The sequence below is a fragment of the Streptomyces sp. CA-251387 genome (genome assembly GCF_050936625.1).
Classification (GTDB): Bacteria; Actinomycetota; Actinomycetes; order Streptomycetales; family Streptomycetaceae; genus Streptomyces.
The window spans coordinates 8,444,440-8,464,394 of sequence record NZ_JBNJMJ010000001.1; the positions used below are offsets into that span (position 1 = coordinate 8,444,440).

Genomic DNA, 19,955 nt, shown 5'->3' on the forward strand with positions numbered 1-19,955 from the left:
CACAGACCTTCGCCCCGGCCCCTTGAGGGGATCCGGGGCGAAGGTCTGTGTGCGGGCGGTGTTGTCAGGCGCCGTCGCCTTCCTCGCCGCCGCGGCGCCGGGAGAGGTGGTACGCCGTCGCCAGCGTGGCCGAGATGAGCGCGGCGCCGAGGCCGATCTCCTTCAGGTTCAGGTCGGCCAGGCTGCCGCCGTCACCTGCCTGCACGCCCTTGTCCCAGTGCGGAGGTGTGACGTGCCGGCCGCCGGCGATGGTGAGGTCGACGTCCTGCCAGAACGTGCCGCAGTGGAACGACACCTCGTACACGGCACCCGGTTTGGCGTCCCAGTCCACCACGGCCCTGGCCGACGTACGCCCGCGGGGGATGATGACCGTGTCGAACACCCCCGACGAGACGCTGACGCTCTGCTCGCAGCCCGTCGCGTGCAGCGTGACCTGTCCACCGGGGGCGATGGTGGAGGGCAGCACATCGACCCGGAAACCTTCGGTGTCCCCGCGGGCCTGGGCGGTGGGGGCGGTCAGGGCGAGGGCGCTGACGCCCAGCAGTGCGGCCGAAGCGACGCGTATCGCGCGCATGGTGTTTCCTCCGGGTCCCCGAGGAGCAGCTGCGGACCTTTTCCGCTTGCGCCTGACATGCACCTCGATGATCGGAACGCTAAAAAGGTGCGCACACCTGCGCGATCGCTGTCGTACGAATGGGGCAAGCGTGTGGGCCGCTCAGGGGACGGTGTTCCCGCGACCGGGGGACGGCAGCGGCGTGGCGGCCGTGCGCCGAGCGCCACGGCCGGCGTGCGCTGCCGTCCCCCGGCGTCCCGTCAGGTGAGGGCCCGTCAGCCCTTGACGTGCGGGAAGAGGTCCAGGAACGGCTCCGCCGATGCCGTGACGCCACGGCTGTACGGTGCGTCGAAGTCCCAGATGAGGAAGAGCAGGAAAGCGATCAGCGCCGAGAACAGCCCGGCGAGGACCAGCTCGCGGGGGGTGCGCCGGATCTGCAGGGCGAACACCATTCCGATGGTGACGATTCCGCCGGCGAGCAGCCCGAACCACACCACGCCCGGCATGGTCTCCCCGGTCGAGTTCGCCCGCGCGTTGCGTGCCTGGTCGGCGGCGGTCACCTGGTCGACGAGCGGCTGGTAGGACTGCGCCTCGAAGTCGTTCCTCGGCTCGTAGTCGGTGACGTCCTCGCGGATGCGCTGGAAGAGCTCGGCGCCGCGGTCGGTGACCCGGCCGTCGTCCGCCATCGTCTTCCACTCGGTGGTGACGACGTGTCCGACATAGGCGTTGACATCGTCCCGAATACGTTCACGGACGTCGTCCGGATAGACCCTGACCCGTTCCGAGATCTCGTGCAGCGCGACGGCCTCCGCCTGGACGTGGTCCTGGGCGGCGCTGCGGCCCTCCCACACGCCGGCGATGGCCAGGCCCAGGACGATGGCGTACACCACACCGATCCACATCGTCATGTACTCGATGACGTCCGGGGTCTCGGAGGGATCCTCGTCCTCGGGGGCCGTGCGGTGCCGTACGAGGGTGATGAGGACCACCACGGCGCAGGCGGCCAGCATCGCGAGGGTGAGAACAAGCCATTCCGGCAACAGAAGCCTCCAGGGTCAGCGCGGCCGCAGTGCGGCGACGGCGGCGATCGCGGGCGCCGCGATGAGCAGGACGAAGGTGAGGGGTGAGGGGGCGTCGTGCGGCGCCCGCCGGTGCGGGGTGGCGCGGTAAGGCGGGTAGTGCACGGGGGTCATGGATGGACTCGGGGTGGGTTCGGCCGACGGCTTCGGCGTGGGGGGCGGGGTGGGTGTCGGCGTCGGTGCGGGGGGTGGGGCCGGCTGGGCGCGAGGCGGCGCGGGCTGGGGAGCCGGTGGCGGAGGGGGTGGCGGAGGCGGCGGGGGTGGGAGTGGCGGGGGCTCGGGTTTCGGGGTGGGCGTGGGTGTGGGCGTCGGCGTGGGGGCGGGGTCCGGGGTGGGGGTCGGGGTCGGAGTGGGGCTGGGCGTCGGCACCGGGCACTGGGTGGGTGGCGGCCAGGTGAGGTTCCCGACGACCGCCACGGCCGTGGCACCGTCCGGGCCCGTGTCGGCGTACGCGCAGACGGTGGCCGATGCCGCACCCGCCGGCGCCGCCACCAGGAGCCAGGTCAGCGCGGCCACCGACAACCACCTTGCTGCCAGGTTGGATTGGGTCGGTTCGAGTCCATGCACGACGAAGATCCTGAGCCCCGTCCGGGTCCCACACGCCGGAGCGCGGGCGGATTGCCTCGAACGGGCGACGTACGGCCCTCGAAAGGTTTGATCGGTGGGCGCGGGTGTGACCGTCGAGGCGTATGCCTGTGCGAATCACAGGCCTGATACGCGTGGTCTTCACAGCTTTCCGAAAGAAATTTGTGCGTCGATTGAACACGCACGTGGCTCCCGTGCGTACCCCATGTCGTGCGGCGGCGCAGCAGGGCGCTGCAACACCCTTGTGATTATGGGGAGTTGACGATGAAGACCTCGTGGCGGAGCGCCTCGCTCGTGGTGAGCGCCGTGGCTGTGCTGGCGCTGACGACGGCATGTGGCTCGGAAACCGCGCCGCCGGCGAGCAGCCAGAACGTGGGTGCCACGGCCGCGGCCGGTGATTACGGAAGCGCCGGCACCGGCCTCGGGAACGGATCCGGTTACGACGCCGGCGCGGCCGGCCAGGAGAGCGCGGCCGCGGGGGCCGCCTCCGCCGGTGAACTCTCCGTTTCCACCAACCAGGAACTCGGCAAGGTGCTGACCGACAGCTCCGGTCTGACGCTCTACCGCTTCGACAAGGACACCGCCGAGCCGCCCAAGTCGAACTGCGACGGCGACTGCGCGAAGAAGTGGCCGCCGGTCCCCGCGGACGACGCCACGGCCGGTGCCGGCATCGACGAGTCGCTGCTCGGCTCGGTCACCCGGTCCGACGGCACCAAGCAGCTGACGATCGACGGCTGGCCGGCCTACCGCTTCGCGAAGGACACCCAGGCCGGTGACGTCAATGGCCAGGGCGTGGGCGGAACTTGGTACGCGCTCGCCCCCACCGGCAAGAAGGCCCAGGGCGGCGGTGGCGCCGAGGCCGCCGATCTGCCCGGTCTGTCCACGCGCAACGACCCCAAGCTCGGCGAGATCGTCATCGACAAGAACGGCCACACGGTCTACCGCTTCATGAAGGACTCGCCCTGGCCGATGAAGACGGCGTGCACCGGCGAGTGCCTGGAGAAGTGGCCGGTCATCGCCCCGGTCGACGCCGACGACACCGAGGGCATCGATCTGAAGGGGTCCGGTCCCAGGGGGCAGGGTTACGTGGTCTTCGACCGCCCCGACGGCATCAAGCAGCAGACCATCGACTGTGTGCCGATCTACACCTTCGCCGGTGACAAGAAGCCCGGCGACACCAACGGTCAGGGCGTCGGCGGCACTTGGTTCGCCATCCGCCCCGACGGCAAGCCGGTCGGCGCGCCGGAGCAGTAGAGATCACACCTCCCCAGGGTTGATCGCCTCACCCAGCCGAGTACCGACCACGGAAGGGAGGGACGAAGACAGCGAGAGTGCCGGACGAACGGACGGCGCGCCCGACCCACCGGTCCGCCCCCTGAGCTCCACGCGCAGGGGGCGGACCGGTTTGCCGTCATTCACCGGTATTCTTCACCCTCTTTCAGCATCGTTCGGCACTCTGCGGAACTCTTCGGAAGCTTTTCGCAGAGGGTGCGCGGGGGCATCAATTCGGCACGTGCCGCTGGCAGTGACCGGGAACGGATGGTCAATTTCCGTTTCCGCTCGCTCCTTTGGCGGGCGATCAGTAGCCTCAGCTCGAACACCGGATCGCCTGAGCCTTGGAGAGATAGATGGAGCGTCCCGCCTGGGCCCCACGGAGCATCGACATCTCGGTGCCCAGCGTCTCGCGGATCTACGACTACTACCTGGGCGGATCGCACAACTTCGAGGTCGACCGGGAAGCGGCCCGCAAGGCCATGGAGTTCATGCCGGGACTCCCCAAGATCATGCAGGCCAACCGGGCGTTCATGCGCCGCGCGGTGCGCTTCGCCATCGACGAGGGCATCACCCAGTTCCTGGACATCGGCTCCGGCATCCCGACCTTCGGCAACGTCCACGAGGTGGCCCAGAAGGCCAGCGCCGACGCGCATGTGGTGTACGTCGACCACGACCCGGTCGCCGTCGCGCACAGCCAGGCCGTCCTGGCGGGCAACGACAGGACCGACGTCGTCGCCGCCGACCTCCGCAAGCCCCAGGACATCCTGAGCAGTTCCGCGGTCGAGCGACTCATCGACCTGAACCGGCCAGTCGCCCTGCTTCTCGTTGCCATACTGCACTTCGTGGAGGACGAGGACGACCCGTACGGGGCGGTGGCCGAGCTGCGCGACGCGCTCGCACCCGGCAGCATGCTGGTGCTCACGCATGCCTCGTACGAGGGAATCCCGCTGCCCGAGGAGCGGGCCAAGGGCACGGTCGACGTATACAGGGACATTCGCAACCCGCTGATCATGCGCTCGCGCGACGAGATCGCGCGGTTCTTCAAGGGGTACGACATGGTGGAACCCGGACTGGTGCCGATGCCGCGCTGGCGGCCGGACACCGCATCGGAGGACGAGGATCCGTATGCCTTCTCCGGTTTCGCCGGCGTGGGGCGTACGGCGTGAGCGCGGGGCCGGACGGGCCGGAGGACAGACTGCGCCGGTTCGCGACGATCTGGAGCCGGGCGGTCTTCCCGGTGACCTCGACGTCGTCGACCCGGCCGGAGTTCGAGGAGCAACTGCTGCCGCTGGCCCGGCGGTTGAGCGAGGCGCTCAGGGCCAGGACCTTCGACGCGAACGAGGGCAAAGCGGTCGGCGCCGCACTCGTCGCCGCGCACTGCACCGACCCCGAGGCGCTCAGCCGTTCGCTGGACTGCGTCGAGGCCTACCTCGTGCTCTACTGCGGCGCCGACGGCGACCAGGAGGACCTGCGGGCGCGCTCCTCGCGGCTGCAGCACGCCATGGCCGCCGGGTTCGCCCAGGCGCTGCGCGAGCGCACGCTGGCCGAGCAGGAGGCGATCTCCGCGGCCGCCCTCAAGGCGCAGGGCGTCGTCGCGCAGGCGCTGCACGCCACCGAGGCCCGCTTCCGCGCGGTCTTCGAGGGCGCCGCGATAGGGATCGGCATCGCCGACCTGGAGGGCAACATCCTCCAGGTCAACGGCGCGCTGCTGCGCATGTTCGGCATCTCCGAGCAGGCGCTGCGCAGCCGTAACGTCAAGGAGTGGACCCACCCCGAGGACGCGCCGCAGACCTGGCACCTCTACGACGAACTCGTGCGCGGCGAGCGCGAGCACTACCACCTCGAAAAGGCCTTCTACCGCCCTGACGGAACCGTCCTGTGGACCAACCTCACGGTCTCCCTGCTGCGCGACCCCGACGGCAACCCGCAGTACCAGCTGGCCCTGATGGAGGACACCACCGAGCGGCGCCTGCTCAACCTGCGGCTGCGCTACGAGGCCACGCACGACGCCCTCACGGGCCTGCCCAACCGCACGTTCTTCTTCGAACGCCTGGAGAAGGCACTGGGTGCCGGCGAAGGACAGCGGTTCGGGCTGTGCTACCTCGACCTGGACGGCTTCAAGACCGTCAACGACAGCCTCGGTCACGCGGCCGGCGACCGGCTGCTCGTGGAGGTCGCCGACCGGCTGCAGTCCTGCGCCACCGCGCCCGGCGAGATGGTCGCGCGGCTCGGCGGCGACGAGTTCGTGGCGCTGACCACCGGCCCCGACACCGAGCGCGAGGTCGACGAACTCGCCGCCCGGATCATGAACGCGCTGATCGCCCCGATCAGCATCGACGGCCGGGAGCTGACCGTCCGCGGCAGCATCGGCATCGTCGAGGGGCCGGCCGGGGAGCGCAGCCCGGCGGAGGTGCTGCGCAGCGCCGACATCACCATGTACCGGGCCAAGTCGGCGGGCGGCAACCGCTTCGAGCTGGCCGACCCGGAGGCCGACGCCCGCGCCATCACCCGGCACGGGCTGACCACGGCGCTGCCGACGGCCCTGGACCGGGGCGAGTTCTTCATCGAGTACCAGCCGCTGGTCCATCTCGGCGACGGCAGCGTGCGCGGCGCGGAGGCCCTGGTGCGCTGGCTGCACCCGCAGCACGGCGTCCTGGGCCCGGACCGGTTCATCCCGCTCGCCGAGCACACGGGCCTCATCGTTCCGCTCGGCCGCTGGGTCCTGGAACAGTCGGTGCGTCAGGCGCGCGAGTGGCGAGAACGCCACGACGATGCGGGCCCGCTGCGCATCAACGTCAACCTCTCGCCCTGCCAGCTCACCCATCCCGGGCTGGTCCAGGACACGGTGGACATCCTGGAGCGCGCGGGCGTGACACCGGACTCGCTCTGCCTGGAAGTCACCGAGTCGGCCCTCATCGGCGCCGACGACGACCTGCTCAAACCCCTGCGCCGGCTGGCCGAGATGGGCGTCGACATCGCGCTGGACGACTTCGGCACGGGCTACTCCAACCTCGCCAACCTGCGGCGCCTGCCGGTGAGCATCCTCAAGCTGGACCGCTCCTTCACCCAGAGCATGCAGCAGTTCCCGGCCGACCCCGTCGACCTCAAGATCGTCGAGGGGATCGTCTCCCTGGCCCACAGCCTGAGCCTCGCCGTGACCGTGGAGGGCGTGGAAACCGGCGCCCAGGCCGAGCAGCTGCGGATCCTGGGCTGCGACACGGCCCAGGGCTGGTACTACGCCCGGCCGGGCCCACCGGAGCGGCTGCACGAACTGGCGCTGGTGGACGCGACGGGCTGAGCGGCGGGTCGGTACGGGACGGGGAGGGGCTGGTTAGCGGCCGGCCCCCTGCCCGAGTTCCGGTCAGGAGACGATGGGTGAAGCTCACAGCTCACCGTGGCCAAAAGCTCACCGCTCCAGCAGCATCCGCTGCAACTCCCGCGCGGCCCGCGGCGGAGCCACATCGCTGCGGTGGGCCAGCGCGATCGTCCGGTGCAGTCCCGGCCGGGCCAGCGGGGTGACCCGTAGCCCCCGACCCGACCGGGCCGCCACCATGCGCGGTACGACGGCGAGGCCGAGCCCCGCCCGTACGAAGCCCAGCACCGCGTCCATCTCCCCGCCCTCGACGGCGAGGTCCGGCTCGAAGCCCTCGGCGCGGCACGCGGCGACGGTCAGTTCGCGCAGGTCGTAGCCGTGCCGGAACATCACCAGGCGTTCGCCCTCCAGGTCGGCGATGCGCACGGTGCGCCGGCCGCCGCCCGGGCGGGGGGCCTCGGGCGAGGAGACGACCACCAGGTCCTCGCGCAGCAGCTCCACCGTGGTCAGCGCGGGGGACGGGGTCGGCAGGGGCAGGACGACCAGGGCGAGGTCGAGGGCGCCGCGCGCGAGCTCCCGCACCAGGTCGTGGGAGCCGCCCTCCTCGATCAGCAGCTGGATGCCGGGGTAGCGGTCGTGGAAGGCGCGCAGCACGTCCGGGAGCAGGCCCGTGCACAGGCTCGGCGTCGCGCCCAGCCGGACCCGGCCTCGGCGCAGCTGCACCAGCTCCTGCACCTCGTGCCGGGCGGTGTCCGCGTCGGCCAGGATGCGCCGGGCCAGCGGAAGCAGGGCCTCCCCGGCGTCCGTCAGCGTGATGTTGCCGCGCGCCCGCAGGAACAGATCCGCGCCCAACTCCCGCTCCAGCGCCTTGATCTGCTGCGACAGCGAGGGCTGCGCGACATGCACCAGATCGGCGGCCCGGGTGAAGTGCCGGGTCTCGGCGACCGCCACGAAGTACTGGAGCTGCTGGAACTGCATGGCCTCAGCGTAGGCCTCCATAGGGGATGCCTATCGAAACGAGCCGGACCATGTCTTGGACCGATGCGGTGGTCCGGCCCTAGCGTCATGTGCCATGGCTCTGGCAACGCGGACGGACCGACGGCCGTCCATGGCACGCACGGTGTGGGACTCCACCGTCGGCAAGAAGACCGTGATGGCGGTCAGCGGGCTGATCATGCTGCTCTACCTGGTCGCCCACATGATCGGCAACCTCAAGATCTACTTCGGCGCGGGCGAGTTCAACGCGTACGGCCACTGGCTGCGCACGGTCGGCGAGCCGTTCATGCACTACGAGTGGACGCTCTGGCTGATCCGCGTCGTGCTGGTCGTCGCCGTCGTCGCCCACGCGGTCTCGGCGTACCAGCTCAGCCGCCGCGACATCAAGGCGCGCCCCAGCAGGTACGTGCACAAGAAGCCGCGGGCCTCCTACGCCACCCGCACCATGCGCTGGGGCGGCATCATCCTCGGCCTGTTCATCGTCTGGCACATCCTGGACCTGACGACCGGCACCGTGCACTCCGGCGGCTTCCAGGAGGGCCACCCGTACCAGAACGTCGTGGACACCTTCTCCACCTGGTACGGCAACGTCATCTACATCGTCGCGATGCTCGCCCTCGGCCTGCACATCCGGCACGGCTTCTGGAGCGCCGCCCAGACCCTCGGCGCGGGCAGCCGCACCCGCGACCGCGCCCTCAGGACCGTCGCGAACGTCCTCGCGCTGCTGCTCACGGCCGGCTTCATCGCCGTACCCGTGGGTGTCATGACCGGAGTGGTGAGCTGAAGATGACTTCCTACGTGGACTACCGGACCGGTGAGCCGGTCGTGGACGGCAAGGCCCCCTCCGGTCCCGTCAACGAACGCTGGGACAAGCGCCGTTTCGAGGCCAAGCTGGTCAACCCCGCCAACCGGCGCAAGCACACGGTGATCGTGGTGGGGACGGGGCTGGCCGGCGGCTCCGCCGGCGCCACCCTCGCCGAACAGGGCTACCACGTCGTCCAGTTCTGCTACCAGGACTCCCCGCGCCGCGCCCACTCGATCGCCGCGCAGGGCGGCATCAACGCGGCGAAGAACTACCGCAACGACGGCGACTCGATCCACCGGCTGTTCTACGACACCGTCAAGGGCGGCGACTTCCGGGCGCGCGAGTCGAACGTGCACCGGCTCGCACAGATCTCGGTGGAGATCATCGACCAGTGCGTGGCCCAGGGCGTACCGTTTGCCCGCGAGTACGGCGGCCTGCTCGACACCCGCTCCTTCGGCGGCGTCCAGGTGTCGCGGACCTTCTACGCCCGCGGCCAGACGGGACAGCAGCTGCTGCTCGGCGCCTACCAGGCCCTCAGCAGGCAGATCGCCGCGGGGAACGTCGAGATGCACCCGCGTACGGAGATGCTCGACCTGATCGTCGTCGACGGGCGGGCGCGCGGGATCGTGGCCAGGGATCTCATCACCGGCAAGATCGACACGTATTTCGCGGACGCGGTGGTGCTGGCGAGCGGCGGCTACGGCAACGTCTTCTACCTGTCGACGAACGCCATGAACTCCAACGCCACCGCCATCTGGCGGGCCCACCGGCGCGGCGCCTACTTCGCCAACCCCTGCTTCACACAGATCCACCCGACCTGCATCCCGCGCACCGGCGACCACCAGTCCAAGCTGACGCTGATGAGCGAGTCGCTGCGCAACGACGGCCGCATCTGGGTGCCGACGGCCAAGGGCGACACCCGGCCGCCCAACCAGATCCCCGAGGACGAGCGCGACTACTACCTGGAGCGCATCTACCCGTCCTTCGGCAACCTGGTCCCGCGTGACATCGCCTCCCGCGCCGCGAAGAACGTCTGCGACGAGGGGCGGGGCGTCGGGCCCGGCGGGCAGGGCGTCTACCTCGACTTCGCCGATGCCATCAAGCGCATGGGGCGCAAGGCCGTCGAGGCCAAGTACGGCAACCTCTTCGACATGTACCAGCGGATCACGGACGAGGATCCGTACGAGGTGCCGATGCGGATCTACCCCGCGGTGCACTACACGATGGGCGGGCTGTGGGTCGACTACGACCTCCAGACCACCATCCCCGGCCTGTTCGCGATCGGCGAGGCCAACTTCTCCGACCACGGGGCGAACCGCCTCGGGGCGTCGGCCCTGATGCAGGGGCTGGCCGACGGCTACTTCGTCCTCCCGGCCACCATCAACGACTACCTCGCCCGCAACCCGCACCACGAGAAGGTCACCGCGCAGCACCCGGCCGTCCAGGAGGTGGTGGCCGAGACCGAGGACCGGCTCAACCTTCTGCTGGCCGTCGACGGCGACCGTACGCCGGACTCCTTCCACCGCGAACTCGGCGAGCTCATGTGGGAGTTCTGCGGGATGGCCCGCACCGACTCGGGGCTGCGCAAGGCCCTGGAGCGCATCCCGCAGATTCGTGAGGAGTTCTGGCGGCGCATCAAGGTCCCCGGCACCGGCGAGGAGTTCAACCAGTCGCTGGAGAAGGCCAACCGCATCGTCGACTACCTGGAGCTCGCCGAGCTCATGTGCCTCGACGCGCTGCACCGCACCGAGTCCTGCGGCGGTCACTTCCGCGAGGAGTCACAGACGCCGGACGGTGAAGCGGCCCGCAAGGACGACGAGTTCTCGTATGCGGCCGCCTGGGAGTTCACCGGCACCGGCGAGGCTCCGACCCTGCACAAGGAAGACCTGGTCTTCGAGTACGTCCACCCCACCCAGCGGAGCTACGCATGAAGCTCACCCTGCGCGTCTGGCGGCAGAAGAACGCCGACACCGAAGGCGCCATGTCCACGTACGAGGTGGACGGGATCTCCTCCGACATGTCCTTCCTGGAGATGCTCGACACCCTCAACGAGGAGCTCATCCTCAAGGGCGAGGACCCGGTCGCCTTCGACCACGACTGCCGCGAGGGCATCTGCGGTGCGTGTTCGCTCGTGATCAACGGCGATGCACACGGGCCCGAGCGGACGACCACCTGTCAGCTGCACATGCGGTCCTTCAAGGACGGCGACACGATCGATATCGAACCGTGGAGGGCGTCGGCGTTCCCGGTGATCAAGGACCTGGTGGTCGACCGGTCCGCGTTCGACCGGATCATCCAGGCGGGTGGATACATCACCGCGCCGACGGGGGCGGCTCCCGAAGCGCACGCGACGCCGGTGCCGAAGCCGGATGCGGACTTCGCCTTCGAGCACGCCGAGTGCATCGGCTGCGGGGCGTGTGTGGCGGCCTGTCCCAACGGCGCGGCGATGTTGTTCACGTCCGCCAAGATCAACCACTTGAACGTGCTGCCGCAGGGTGCGCCCGAGCGGGAGACGCGGGTGTTGGACATGGTGGCGCAGATGGACGAAGAGGGGTTCGGTGGGTGCACGCTGACGGGGGAGTGCGCCACCGCCTGCCCCAAGGGCATCCCGCTCATGTCCATCACGAGCATGAACAAGGAGTGGCTGCGGGCCACGCGGAAGGTTGCGAAGCGGTAGCGCCGTAGCGTGGACGGTCGTTCGGCGGCTGCGGGTTCGTCGTGGCTTGTCGCGCGGTTCCCCGCGCCCCTTTCGGGCGCTTCAGTGAACGTTCGCCGAAAGGTGCGGACGGGCGGGGCTGGGAGGGTGCTCCCCGGCCCCGTCTCGCTTTCCGCACCGGCCAGGTGAACAGCACCGGAGCGCCCGGCTGACCGGACGGGCACCGGAATGTGGACGGCCGGTACCGGCCCGTGCCGTTCAACATCCGCACATCCGCTCTCCTGGCACAGGTCACGCATACGCCAACCGGCATCGGAAGAACAGGGGCGGCACCTCGCACCGCTCGCAACCGCCCTCCGCTCGCCGTCCCCGGCCCGTGACCAGGAGTAAGCCATGACCGGCGTACTGACCGTCGACCGTCCCCCGCAGCCCACGGCCCCCACCCGGTACACCGTCGGGCTCGCCCGCAACGAGGAGGACGTGCGCGCCGCCCAGCGGCTGCGGCACGACGTCTTCGCCGGCGAGATGGGGGCCCTGCTGACCACCCCGCAGCCGGGTCACGACATCGACGCCTTCGACGCGTACTGCGACCATCTGCTCGTCCGTGAGGAGGTGTCCGGCCAGGTCGTCGGCACCTACCGGCTGCTGCCGCCGGAGCGCGCCGCGGTCGCGGGACGTCTGTACTCGGAGGGCGAGTTCGACCTCAGCCGCATCGACGCGCTGCGCCCGAACCTGGTCGAGGTCGGCCGCTCCTGCGTCCACCCCGACCACCGCGACGGCGCGGTCATCAGCCTCATCTGGGCCGGCATCGCCCGCTACATGGTCGACCACGGTCACGAATGGCTGGCCGGCTGCTGCTCCATCCCGCTGGCCGACGGCGGCACGCTCGCCGCCGCGACCTGGGACCGGGTACAAGCCAAGCACCTGGCCCCGGAGGAGTACCGCGTACGACCGCTGCGCCCCTGGCAGCCGACCGCCCCCGTCCCGGCCACGCGTATGGAACTGCCCGCGCTCCTGCGCGGCTACATCCGCCTCGGCGCCTGGGTGTGCGGTGAGCCCGCGCACGACCCGGAGTTCGGGGTCGCCGACCTGTACGTGCTGCTGTCGATGCGCCGGGTCAACCCGCGCTATCTGCGGCACTTCCTCTCCCTCGTCCCGGCGTGACGGACGGGGCCGTCATGACCACCTCCTCCCTCGGCGCCGTGGGTGTCCCCACGGCGCCCGCTCCCACAGCCGGGGCGGCCGGCGGCACGGTCAGCGAGTCGCCCGCCGAGGCGCCGGTCGGCAGGACCGCCCACGCGTCGCCCGGCGGGGCAGGGACCCTCTGGCGGCCGACCGCGCCCTGCACCCCGCAGGCGTGCCTGGACGCGGCGCGCCGCGCCGAGGCGATACCCCTGGCCGTCGTGCGGGTCGCGGCGGTCCTGTTCCTGCTGGTGCTGGGCTTCCTGATGAGCCCGCTCGGCGCGCGGCTCCCCGCGGACCTGGTCCGGCGCTGGTGCCGCTGGGTCGTCCGGGCCGCGGGAGTCCGGGTCCGGATCGACGGCGGCGCCGCCCCGGCCGGCGGTGTGTTGCTCGTCGCCAACCACATATCGTGGCTGGACATCCCGCTGCTCGCCGCCGTACGCCCGGCCCGGATGCTCGCCAAGTCGGAGATCAGGGACTGGCCCGTGGCGGGATGGCTGACCGCCCGCAGCGGCGCCCTGTTCATCGACCGGGACCGGATCCGCGCCCTGCCCGAGACGGTGGCCCGGATCGCCGAGGCGCTGCGGGCGGGCGAGGCGGTCACCGTCTTCCCCGAGGGCAGCACCTGGTGCGGCCGTGCCCAGGGCCCCTTCCGCCGGGCCGCCTTCCAGGCCGCCCTGGACGCGGACGTGCCCGTGCAGCCGGTGCGCCTGCAGTACCGCGTGGCCGGAGGCGCGCCCAGCACTGCGGCGGCCTTCGTCGGCGAGGACTCGCTGCTCACCTCGGTGTGGCGGGTGGCGACGACACGTGGGCTGACGGCCGAGGTCCAGGTGCTGGAGGCGATCGAGCCGGGCAGCTGCCGCGATCGGCGGTCGCTGGCGCAGGCGGCGCAGGCGACGGTGGGCGTCGGAAGGGCCGGTCTCTCGTGACCCGTCGGCACCACCGGAACGACGGCGGCCCTTGATTCACTCCAACTGAGTGCATGCGCTCCTGTGTTCGGCGATCATTCCTTCATGACCGTTGCGCCGACACCGACTTGGCCGGTCTGCGGCCACGCCGACTGCCACGGGGTGGTGGTGCGGGAACGGGGGCGCTGCCTCGCCCACCTCAGCGCCAGCGACCGCCAGAGCGCCCTGCTGTCGGTGGCCGCCGGCAACCGCGCCGACTACCGCGGGGTGCCCTTCACGTCGGAACTGGTCGTCGAACTGCGCCGCTGGACCCAGGGCCTGCTCTACGAGGCCCGCTTCGACCAGGCCGTGTTCTCGGGCGACGTCGACTTCGGCGGGTTCGTGTTCTCGGGGCGTGCCGAGTTCCGCGACGCGCGCTTCAAGGGCGCGGCGAACTTCGACAGGGCCTGCTTCCGAGGTGGGGCGGAGTTCGCCAAGGCCGTGTTCGAGGACGACGCGAGCTTCGACGACGTGAGCTTCGAGGAGTCGGTGGACTTCTCGCGGGCGGAGTTCCGCGGGGCGCTGGTCATGAACGGCGGCTACGTCACCGGGCGGCTGGACCTGTCCCGGGCGCGCTGTTCGGGTCCCGTCGAGGGCATGGTCTTCTGCACCGACGAGGTCCGCCTCAGGGGCACGCTCATGGAGCAGCCGGTACGGCTGCAACTGGCCGTGCCGCGGCTGCACTGCCGTGAGGCGACCTTCCTGGCCTCGTCCGAGCTGCTGATGCAGCTGGCCGAGGTCGACCTGACCGACGCGAATCTCGCCGCCCAGCTGTCCCTCTTCCAGCACTACGGCAGGTTTCAGCTGCCCGACGGCAGCCACATGGACGAAGTGTGGCTCCGGCGGCGCCTGCCCCGCCGCCCCCTGTCCGAACTGGTCTCCGTCCGGGGCGTGGACGTCTCCTACCTCACCCTGGTCGACATGTGGTTACGGCGGTGCGTGTTCTTCGGCGCCCACCACCTCGACCAGATACGGATCAGCGGCGAGTGCTACTTCGCCTCCCCGAGCCGTAGTTGGGGTGTGCACGGAGGTGTGCCGCTGCGCTGGGCGCAACGCCGGGCCATCGCCGACGAGCACCTGCTCAGACGCGGAGTCGAGCGCCGCGAGCGCAACCGCGAGGCCTGGGTAGAGGTCACCGACAACCTGCCCGGCACGGTCATGGAACCCGCCCATGTGGCCCAGCTCTACCGCCAGCTGCGCAAGGCGCTGGAGGACAACAAGGACGAACCCGGCGCCGCCGACTTCTACTACGGCGAGATGGAGATGCGCCGCCTCGACCGCAACGAGACGACCCGCGCCGAACGGTGGCTCCTGCACGCCTACTGGTTGCTTTCGGGATACGGTCTGCGGGCTTCGCGCGCCCTCGCCTGGCTGCTGCTGGCCATGTGCGTCACGACGGTCCTGATGCTCGGGCTGGGTCTGCCGGACCGGAGCCCCGACCAGACCGTCTCGGGCGACCTGCCCCGCGGTGGCGGCCATGTCACGCTCGCGGTGGACAAACCGAGCCCGGTGCTCACGCTGCCCCTCGCCGACCGGTTCAGTTCCGAACGCTTCGAGAAGACCCTGCGCATCGTCCTCAACTCGGTGATCTTCCGGTCCAGCGGACAGGAACTGACCACGTGGGGCACCTATATCGAGATGGTGAGCCGCTTCACCGAACCGGTGTTCCTCGGCCTCGCGGTGCTCGCCGTGCGCGGAAGGATCAAGCGCGGCTGAGGCAGGTGCGCGCGAGATACGGCGCCGTGACGCTCGCCTCCGCCCGGGCCACCTGAGCGGGCGGCCCCGCCGCCACGATCCGCCCGCCCGCGTCACCGCCGCCCGGCCCCAGGTCGATCACCCAGTCCGCGCCCGCGACGACGGACATGTCGTGCTCGACGACGATGACGGTGTGCCCGGCGTCGACGAGCCCGTGCAACTGGCGCATCAGCACCTCCACGTCGGCGGGGTGGAGTCCGGTCGTCGGCTCGTCGAGGAGGTACAGGGTGTGCCCGCGACGGCCACGCTGCAGCTCGCTCGCCAGCTTGATGCGCTGTGCCTCACCGCCGGACAGCTCGGTGGCGGGCTGCCCGAGGCGGAGGTAGCCGAGGCCCACGTCGAGCAGGGTGCGGAGGCTGCGGGCCACGGCCGGGGTGTCCGCGAAGAACTCCGCGGCCGCCTCGACCGTGAGGTCCAGCACCTGCGCGATGTTCCGTCCCCGGTACGCCACTTCCAGCGTCTCGGGGTTGTAGCGGGCCCCGCCGCAGTCCGGGCACGGCGCGTACGTGCTCGGCAGGAACAGCAGCTCCACGCTGACGAACCCCTCGCCCTGGCAGGTCTCGCACCGCCCGCCCGCCACATTGAAGGAGAAGCGCCCGACGCCGTAACGCCGCGCCTGCGCCTCGTCCGTGTCCGCGAACACCTTGCGGACGACGTCGAAGAGGCCGGTGTAGGTGGCGAGGTTGGAGCGCGGGGTGCGGCCGATCGGCTTCTGGTCGACCGAGACGAGGCGGCCCACGCCCGCCAGGTCCTCCGTGATCTCGCCGATGAGCGTGGACTTGCCCGATCCCGAGACCCCGGTGACGGCCGTGAACACGCCGAGCGGGAACTCGGCGCTCACGCCGCGCAGGTTGTGACGGCTGACCGGGCCCACCTTCACCTGGCCGCGCGGCGTGCGCACTGGGCGTACGACGGCGGGGGAGTCGTCGAACAGGAACCGCGCCGTCGCCGACTCCGCGACGGCCGCCAGCTCCGCCACCGGCCCGCTGTGAAGCACCCGGCCGCCGTGCTCGCCCGCACGCGGACCCACGTCGACCAGCCAGTCGGCGCCGCGCACGACGTCCAGGTGGTGCTCGACCACGAACACTGTGTTGCCGCCCGCCTTCAGCCGCTCTAGCACCCTCAGCAGCGCCTCCGTGTCCGCCGGGTGCAGGCCCGCGGACGGCTCGTCGAGGACGTACACCACGCCGAACAGCCCGGACCTGAGCTGCGTGGCCAGCCGCAGACGCTGCAGTTCGCCCGCCGAGAGGGTGGGGGTGGCGCGGTCGAGGCTGAGGTAGCCGAGGCCGAGCTCGACGACGGGTGCGATACGGGACTTGAGGTCCTCGACGAGGACACGGGCGGTTTCCGAGGCGCCGCCGTCCAGCGTGGCCGCCAGCTCCGTGAGCGGCAGCGCCGCCAGTTCGGCGATCGTACGGCCCGCGAAGGTCACGGCCAGTGCCTCGGGCCGCAGTCGGCTGCCGTCGCACGCCGGGCAGGGCGCGGACGCGAGGAACCGCTCCGCCTTGGCCCGCAGGGTCGGGCTCTTGGAGTCGGAGAACGTCTTCATGACGTACCGCCGGGCGCTCATGTAAGTGCCCTGGTACGGCCGTTGGATGCGGTCGGCGTCGCGCACCGGGTGGACGGTGACGACCGGCTGCTCGTCGGTGAACAGGATCCACTGCCGCTGCTCGGCGGGCAGCTCACGCCAGGGCCGGTCGACGTCGTACCCGAGCGCGTCGAGGATGTCGCGCAGGTTCTTGCCCTGCCAGGCACCCGGCCACGCGGCGATCGCGCCCTCGCGGATCGACAGCGACGGGTCGGGGACCAGCAACTCCTCTGTCGTACGGTGCACTTGGCCGAGTCCGTGGCAATCCGGGCACGCTCCGGCCGCCGTGTTGGGCGAAAAGGCGTCTGAGTCGAGCCGTTCGGCGCCGGGTGGATAGTCGCCGGCGCGGGAGAACAGCATCCTCAGGGAGTTGGACAGGTTGGTGACCGTGCCGACGGAGGAACGGGACGTCGGCGCCGAGCGGCGCTGCTGGAGGGACACGGCGGGCGGGAGCCCGGTGATCTCGCCGACCTTCGGTGCGCCGACCTGGTGGATCAGTCGGCGGGCGTACGGTGCGACCGACTCGAAGTAGCGGCGCTGGGCCTCCGCGTAGATCGTGCCGAAGGCGAGCGACGACTTCCCGGACCCGGACACGCCCGTGAACACGGCCAGCACATCCCGCGGAATGTCGACGTCCACGCCCTTGAGGTTGTGCTCACGGGCGCCGCGGACGCGGACGTAGGGGTCGTGCGGGGAGTGCATGGGGGTAAGGGCTCCGGGAGGTGCGCATCGGGGTCGTGGGCAAACCCCGCGATTCTAAGCGAACGGGACGCGCGGCCCGTAGGAGCCACCTGATGTTCATGGCGCCGTCGGCTCACCCACACCGGTCGCCCATAGCGTCTCGCCAGTCTCTCTTCCTACCGAGGAGTATCGTGAGCGCTTCTGCTCTGAGCACTCTCACCGCCGCGCTGCTGATGGTCTCGGGCGCAGCCGCCCCGCAGCCGGTCGCCGTCTCCGCACGCGTCGAGACACCCGCCGTGTACGACGACGAGGCGGGCGGCAACGCCGACGCCGACGACCCGGCCGTCTGGGTCGACCCCCATGACGCCGGGCGCAGCCTCCTGATCGGCACCCTCAAGGAGGCCGGCCTCAACGTCTACGGCCTCGACGGCAGGCGTCTGCAGCACATCGCCGCGCCCGCGGCGCCGGGCGAGGACGCGGCGCCCGGCCGCTTCAACAACGTCGACGTCGTCTACGGCTTCGAACTGGCCGGCGAGAAGACCGACTTGGCCCTGGTCAGCGACCGCGGCCGGGACCGCGTCCGGGCCTACGCCATCGACCCGGCCGCCGTGGCGGCGGGCCGGCCCCCGCTGAAGGACGTGACGGCGGCCGACGCCGCGCCGGTCTTCTCCGCGAGCGAGGCCGAGGTCGACGACCAGCGCACCGCCTACGGGCTGGCCGCCTTCAGCGACGACGACAACGCGTACGCGGTGGTGTCGCGCCGCTCCGAGACCCGCGTACGACTGCTGCAGTTGGAGGACCGGAACGGGCGCGTGGGCTACAAGGCCGAGGACACCCTCGATCTGCCCGCCTCCTTCCGGCTGCCGAACGGGACCGACTGGACGCCGTGCGCCGACCCCGGCGACCGCCCGCAGGTCGAGGGCATGGTCGTCGACCAGGAGGAGCACGTCCTGTACGCGGCCCAGGAGGACGTCGGGCTGTGGCGGGTCGGTCTCGACGACGAGGAGTTCGAGCGGCCGGAACTGATCGACCGGGTGCGGGAGTACGGCACTGCGTGGACGTATGACGCCGAGGAAGAGGAGTGCGTCCTCGACACCGCCCACGACCCGGGCTTCGGCGGTGAGCACCTGAGCGCGGACGCCGAGGGAGCCACGATCTACCACGCCGCCGACGGCAAGGGATACCTGCTCGCCTCCAGCCAGGGCGACGACACCTTCGCCGTGTACGAGCGCCAGGGCCGCAACGCCTACCTCGGCTCCTTCGCCGTCACCGACAGCGCCGCCACCGACGGGGTGCAGCACTCCGACGGCTCCACCGTGGTCAACGTCCCGCTGGGCCGGTCCTTCCCCAAGGGCCTGCTCGTCACCCACGACGGCGAGGCCACGCCCGCGGAGGGGGACCGGGAGGGCACGAACTTCAAGTTGACGGGCTGGGAGTCGGTGGCCGGCGCGTTCCCGAAGCCGCTGACGATCGACACCAAGTCCTTCGACCCGCGCGACACGGACTGATCCGCGGTCGCACACTCGCCCGGATCACGCCGCGATGACCCGGGCGAGCCGCCGATAGGAGTCCACGAGGGCGGCGCGGTCGTACGTACTGGTCGTGACCAGCACCTCCTGCGCCTGCGTCTCCTTCAGCAGCGTCTCCAGCTCGTGCGCGACCTGTTCCTCCGTGCCCGCGATGTGCCCGGCGAGGCCGCCCTCGAAGAAGCCGCGCTCCTTGCCGGTCATCGTCAGCGCTTCGACGCGCTCGGCGGGCGCCAGCGGCGGGAAGGTGCCGTGCGTGCGCGAGTAGGCCATCGACCAGGCCTCCGGGACCAGCAGCCGCCGCGCCTCCTCGGGCGTGGCGGCCACGGCGACGGTGCCGGAGATCACGACGTACGGCTCGCTCGCCCAGGGGGAGGGCCGGAAGTGGTCGCGGTAGTGGTCGATGCCGCGCTGCATCCTGGCCCGGTTCCTCAGGTCACCGATGACCATCGGCAGGCCCGCGCGGGCGGCGATGTCCGCGCCCTCGCCCATGGCCAGCACGAACGGCGGCACGGTCAGGCCCTCGGCGGGCCGCGCGTGCACCCCGGTCGGCGAGGTGCCGCGGAACCAGCCGAGCAACTCTTGGATCTGTGCCGCGAAGTCCTCAGCGTCCCCCTTGTCCCGCCCGAGTGCCTTGCGCACCCCGTCGGTGAAGCCGACCGAGCGTCCCAGCCCCATGTCGATACGGCCGGGGAAGAGGGACTCCAGCACCCCGAACTGCTCGGCCACGACCAGCGGTTGGTGGTTGGGCAGCATCACCCCGCCGGTCCCGACCCGGATCGTGCGGGTCGCGGACGCGATGGCGGCGGCGAGCACGGTCGGGGCGGAACCGGCGACGCCGGGTACCCCGTGGTGCTCCGAGACCCAGACGCGGTGGTAGCCCAGCTCCTCCAGTTCCCGCGCCAGCGTCACGGTGTCGCGCAGGGCCTCGGCGTGCGTGTGGCCCTCCCGGGTGCGGGAGCGGTCGAGGACGGAGAAGCGGGTCGCCGCGATCACGGAGCTCATATGGGGTTC

General features: G+C 71.0%; 16 protein-coding genes. 10 read left to right on the top strand and 6 right to left on the bottom strand.

Annotated elements, in window-relative coordinates; genetic code table 11:
• Positions 1–64: 64 nt before the first annotated feature.
• The 3 genes from ACQEV2_RS37505 to ACQEV2_RS37515 form a co-directional block, all read right to left on the bottom strand.
• Entirely contained in the window at positions 65–574 is a 510-nt protein-coding gene (locus tag ACQEV2_RS37505) for a hypothetical protein (RefSeq protein ID WP_433052113.1), read from the bottom strand.
• Between the two features lie 254 nt (positions 575–828).
• A complete protein-coding gene (locus ACQEV2_RS37510) occupies positions 829–1,593 on the bottom strand; it encodes a DUF4239 domain-containing protein (protein ID WP_433052116.1) in 765 nt (254 codons plus the stop codon).
• 15 nt (positions 1,594–1,608) lie between these two features.
• On the bottom strand, positions 1,609–2,148 hold the full coding sequence (locus tag ACQEV2_RS37515) for a hypothetical protein (RefSeq protein ID WP_433052119.1): 540 nt from the start codon (positions 2,146–2,148) through the stop codon (positions 1,609–1,611).
• 333 nt (positions 2,149–2,481) lie between these two features.
• On the opposite strand from ACQEV2_RS37515, the gene ACQEV2_RS37520 reads away from it, so the two are divergent.
• From ACQEV2_RS37520 to ACQEV2_RS37530, 3 genes are all read left to right on the top strand, one after another.
• Positions 2,482–3,471 (top strand): SCO0930 family lipoprotein, encoded by a 990-nt coding sequence (locus tag ACQEV2_RS37520; protein WP_433052121.1) that lies wholly within the window; start codon positions 2,482–2,484, stop codon positions 3,469–3,471.
• Positions 3,472–3,845: 374 nt separating this feature from the next.
• Complete coding sequence (locus ACQEV2_RS37525; protein ID WP_433052124.1) at positions 3,846–4,658, top strand: SAM-dependent methyltransferase; 813 nt, start codon at positions 3,846–3,848, stop codon at positions 4,656–4,658.
• Entirely contained in the window at positions 4,655–6,790 is a 2,136-nt protein-coding gene (locus ACQEV2_RS37530; protein WP_433052127.1) for a putative bifunctional diguanylate cyclase/phosphodiesterase, read from the top strand. Before ACQEV2_RS37525 ends, ACQEV2_RS37530 begins: the two co-directional genes overlap by 4 nt.
• 108 nt (positions 6,791–6,898) lie before the next feature.
• Here ACQEV2_RS37530 and ACQEV2_RS37535 read toward each other — a convergent pair whose 3' ends face one another.
• On the bottom strand, positions 6,899–7,783 hold the full coding sequence (locus tag ACQEV2_RS37535; RefSeq protein ID WP_433052130.1) for a LysR family transcriptional regulator: 885 nt from the start codon (positions 7,781–7,783) through the stop codon (positions 6,899–6,901).
• A 130-nt stretch (positions 7,784–7,913) separates the two neighbouring features.
• On the opposite strand from ACQEV2_RS37535, the gene ACQEV2_RS37540 reads away from it, so the two are divergent.
• The 6 genes from ACQEV2_RS37540 to ACQEV2_RS37565 all read left to right on the top strand — a co-directional run bounded on the left by ACQEV2_RS37540 (position 7,914) and on the right by ACQEV2_RS37565 (position 15,107).
• Positions 7,914–8,585 (top strand): succinate dehydrogenase, encoded by a 672-nt coding sequence (locus ACQEV2_RS37540; protein WP_433055085.1) that lies wholly within the window; start codon positions 7,914–7,916, stop codon positions 8,583–8,585.
• A 2-nt stretch (positions 8,586–8,587) separates the two neighbouring features.
• Complete coding sequence (locus ACQEV2_RS37545; RefSeq protein WP_433052133.1) at positions 8,588–10,537, top strand: fumarate reductase/succinate dehydrogenase flavoprotein subunit; 1,950 nt, start codon at positions 8,588–8,590, stop codon at positions 10,535–10,537.
• The gene (locus ACQEV2_RS37550) at positions 10,534–11,283 is read left to right on the top strand and encodes a succinate dehydrogenase/fumarate reductase iron-sulfur subunit (RefSeq protein WP_433052136.1); all 750 of its coding nucleotides are present in this window, start codon (positions 10,534–10,536) and stop codon (positions 11,281–11,283) included. The genes ACQEV2_RS37545 and ACQEV2_RS37550 overlap by 4 nt, the downstream gene beginning before the upstream one ends.
• Positions 11,284–11,655: 372 nt before the next feature.
• Positions 11,656–12,426, top strand: a complete 771-nt coding sequence (locus ACQEV2_RS37555; RefSeq protein ID WP_433052139.1) for a GNAT family N-acetyltransferase — start codon at positions 11,656–11,658, stop codon at positions 12,424–12,426.
• Positions 12,427–12,440: 14 nt separating this feature from the next.
• Positions 12,441–13,373: a lysophospholipid acyltransferase family protein gene (locus tag ACQEV2_RS37560; protein WP_433052142.1), complete on the top strand. Its 933-nt coding sequence runs from the start codon at positions 12,441–12,443 to the stop codon at positions 13,371–13,373.
• Between the two features lie 84 nt (positions 13,374–13,457).
• Entirely contained in the window at positions 13,458–15,107 is a 1,650-nt protein-coding gene (locus ACQEV2_RS37565) for a pentapeptide repeat-containing protein (protein ID WP_433052145.1), read from the top strand.
• On the opposite strand, the gene ACQEV2_RS37570 is transcribed toward ACQEV2_RS37565, so the two are convergent.
• On the bottom strand, positions 15,094–17,436 hold the full coding sequence (locus tag ACQEV2_RS37570; protein WP_433052148.1) for an ATP-binding cassette domain-containing protein: 2,343 nt from the start codon (positions 17,434–17,436) through the stop codon (positions 15,094–15,096). The two genes, ACQEV2_RS37565 and ACQEV2_RS37570, sit on opposite strands and share 14 nt — an antisense overlap.
• Before the next feature lie 170 nt (positions 17,437–17,606).
• Here ACQEV2_RS37570 and ACQEV2_RS37575 point away from each other — a divergent pair, with 170 nt between their 5' ends.
• Entirely contained in the window at positions 17,607–18,923 is a 1,317-nt protein-coding gene (locus tag ACQEV2_RS37575) for a phytase (RefSeq protein ID WP_433052151.1), read from the top strand.
• A gap of 24 nt (positions 18,924–18,947) precedes the next feature.
• Here the strand turns inward: ACQEV2_RS37575 and ACQEV2_RS37580 are convergent, their stop codons facing one another.
• Positions 18,948–19,946, bottom strand: coding sequence for an LLM class flavin-dependent oxidoreductase (locus ACQEV2_RS37580; RefSeq protein ID WP_433052154.1), 999 nt, complete (start codon positions 19,944–19,946; stop codon positions 18,948–18,950).
• Between the last annotated feature and the right edge of the window lie 9 nt (positions 19,947–19,955).

Bases quoted from the DNA above. Each gene is read 5' to 3' on its own strand.
- ACQEV2_RS37535 (WP_433052130.1), bottom strand. From the start codon at position 7,783: ATGCAGTTCCAGCAGCTCCAGTACTTCGTGGCGGTCGCCGAGACCCGG.
- ACQEV2_RS37570 (WP_433052148.1), bottom strand. From the start codon at position 17,436: ATGCACTCCCCGCACGACCCCTACGTCCGCGTCCGCGGCGCCCGTGAG.
- ACQEV2_RS37520 (WP_433052121.1), top strand. From the start codon at position 2,482: ATGAAGACCTCGTGGCGGAGCGCCTCGCTCGTGGTGAGCGCCGTGGCT.
- ACQEV2_RS37505 (WP_433052113.1), bottom strand. From the start codon at position 574: ATGCGCGCGATACGCGTCGCTTCGGCCGCACTGCTGGGCGTCAGCGCC.
- ACQEV2_RS37540 (WP_433055085.1), top strand. From the start codon at position 7,914: ATGGCACGCACGGTGTGGGACTCCACCGTCGGCAAGAAGACCGTGATG.
- ACQEV2_RS37580 (WP_433052154.1), bottom strand. From the start codon at position 19,946: ATGAGCTCCGTGATCGCGGCGACCCGCTTCTCCGTCCTCGACCGCTCC.
- ACQEV2_RS37550 (WP_433052136.1), top strand. From the start codon at position 10,534: ATGAAGCTCACCCTGCGCGTCTGGCGGCAGAAGAACGCCGACACCGAA.
- ACQEV2_RS37555 (WP_433052139.1), top strand. From the start codon at position 11,656: ATGACCGGCGTACTGACCGTCGACCGTCCCCCGCAGCCCACGGCCCCC.
- ACQEV2_RS37525 (WP_433052124.1), top strand. From the start codon at position 3,846: ATGGAGCGTCCCGCCTGGGCCCCACGGAGCATCGACATCTCGGTGCCC.
- ACQEV2_RS37545 (WP_433052133.1), top strand. From the start codon at position 8,588: ATGACTTCCTACGTGGACTACCGGACCGGTGAGCCGGTCGTGGACGGC.
- ACQEV2_RS37560 (WP_433052142.1), top strand. From the start codon at position 12,441: ATGACCACCTCCTCCCTCGGCGCCGTGGGTGTCCCCACGGCGCCCGCT.
- ACQEV2_RS37565 (WP_433052145.1), top strand. From the start codon at position 13,458: ATGACCGTTGCGCCGACACCGACTTGGCCGGTCTGCGGCCACGCCGAC.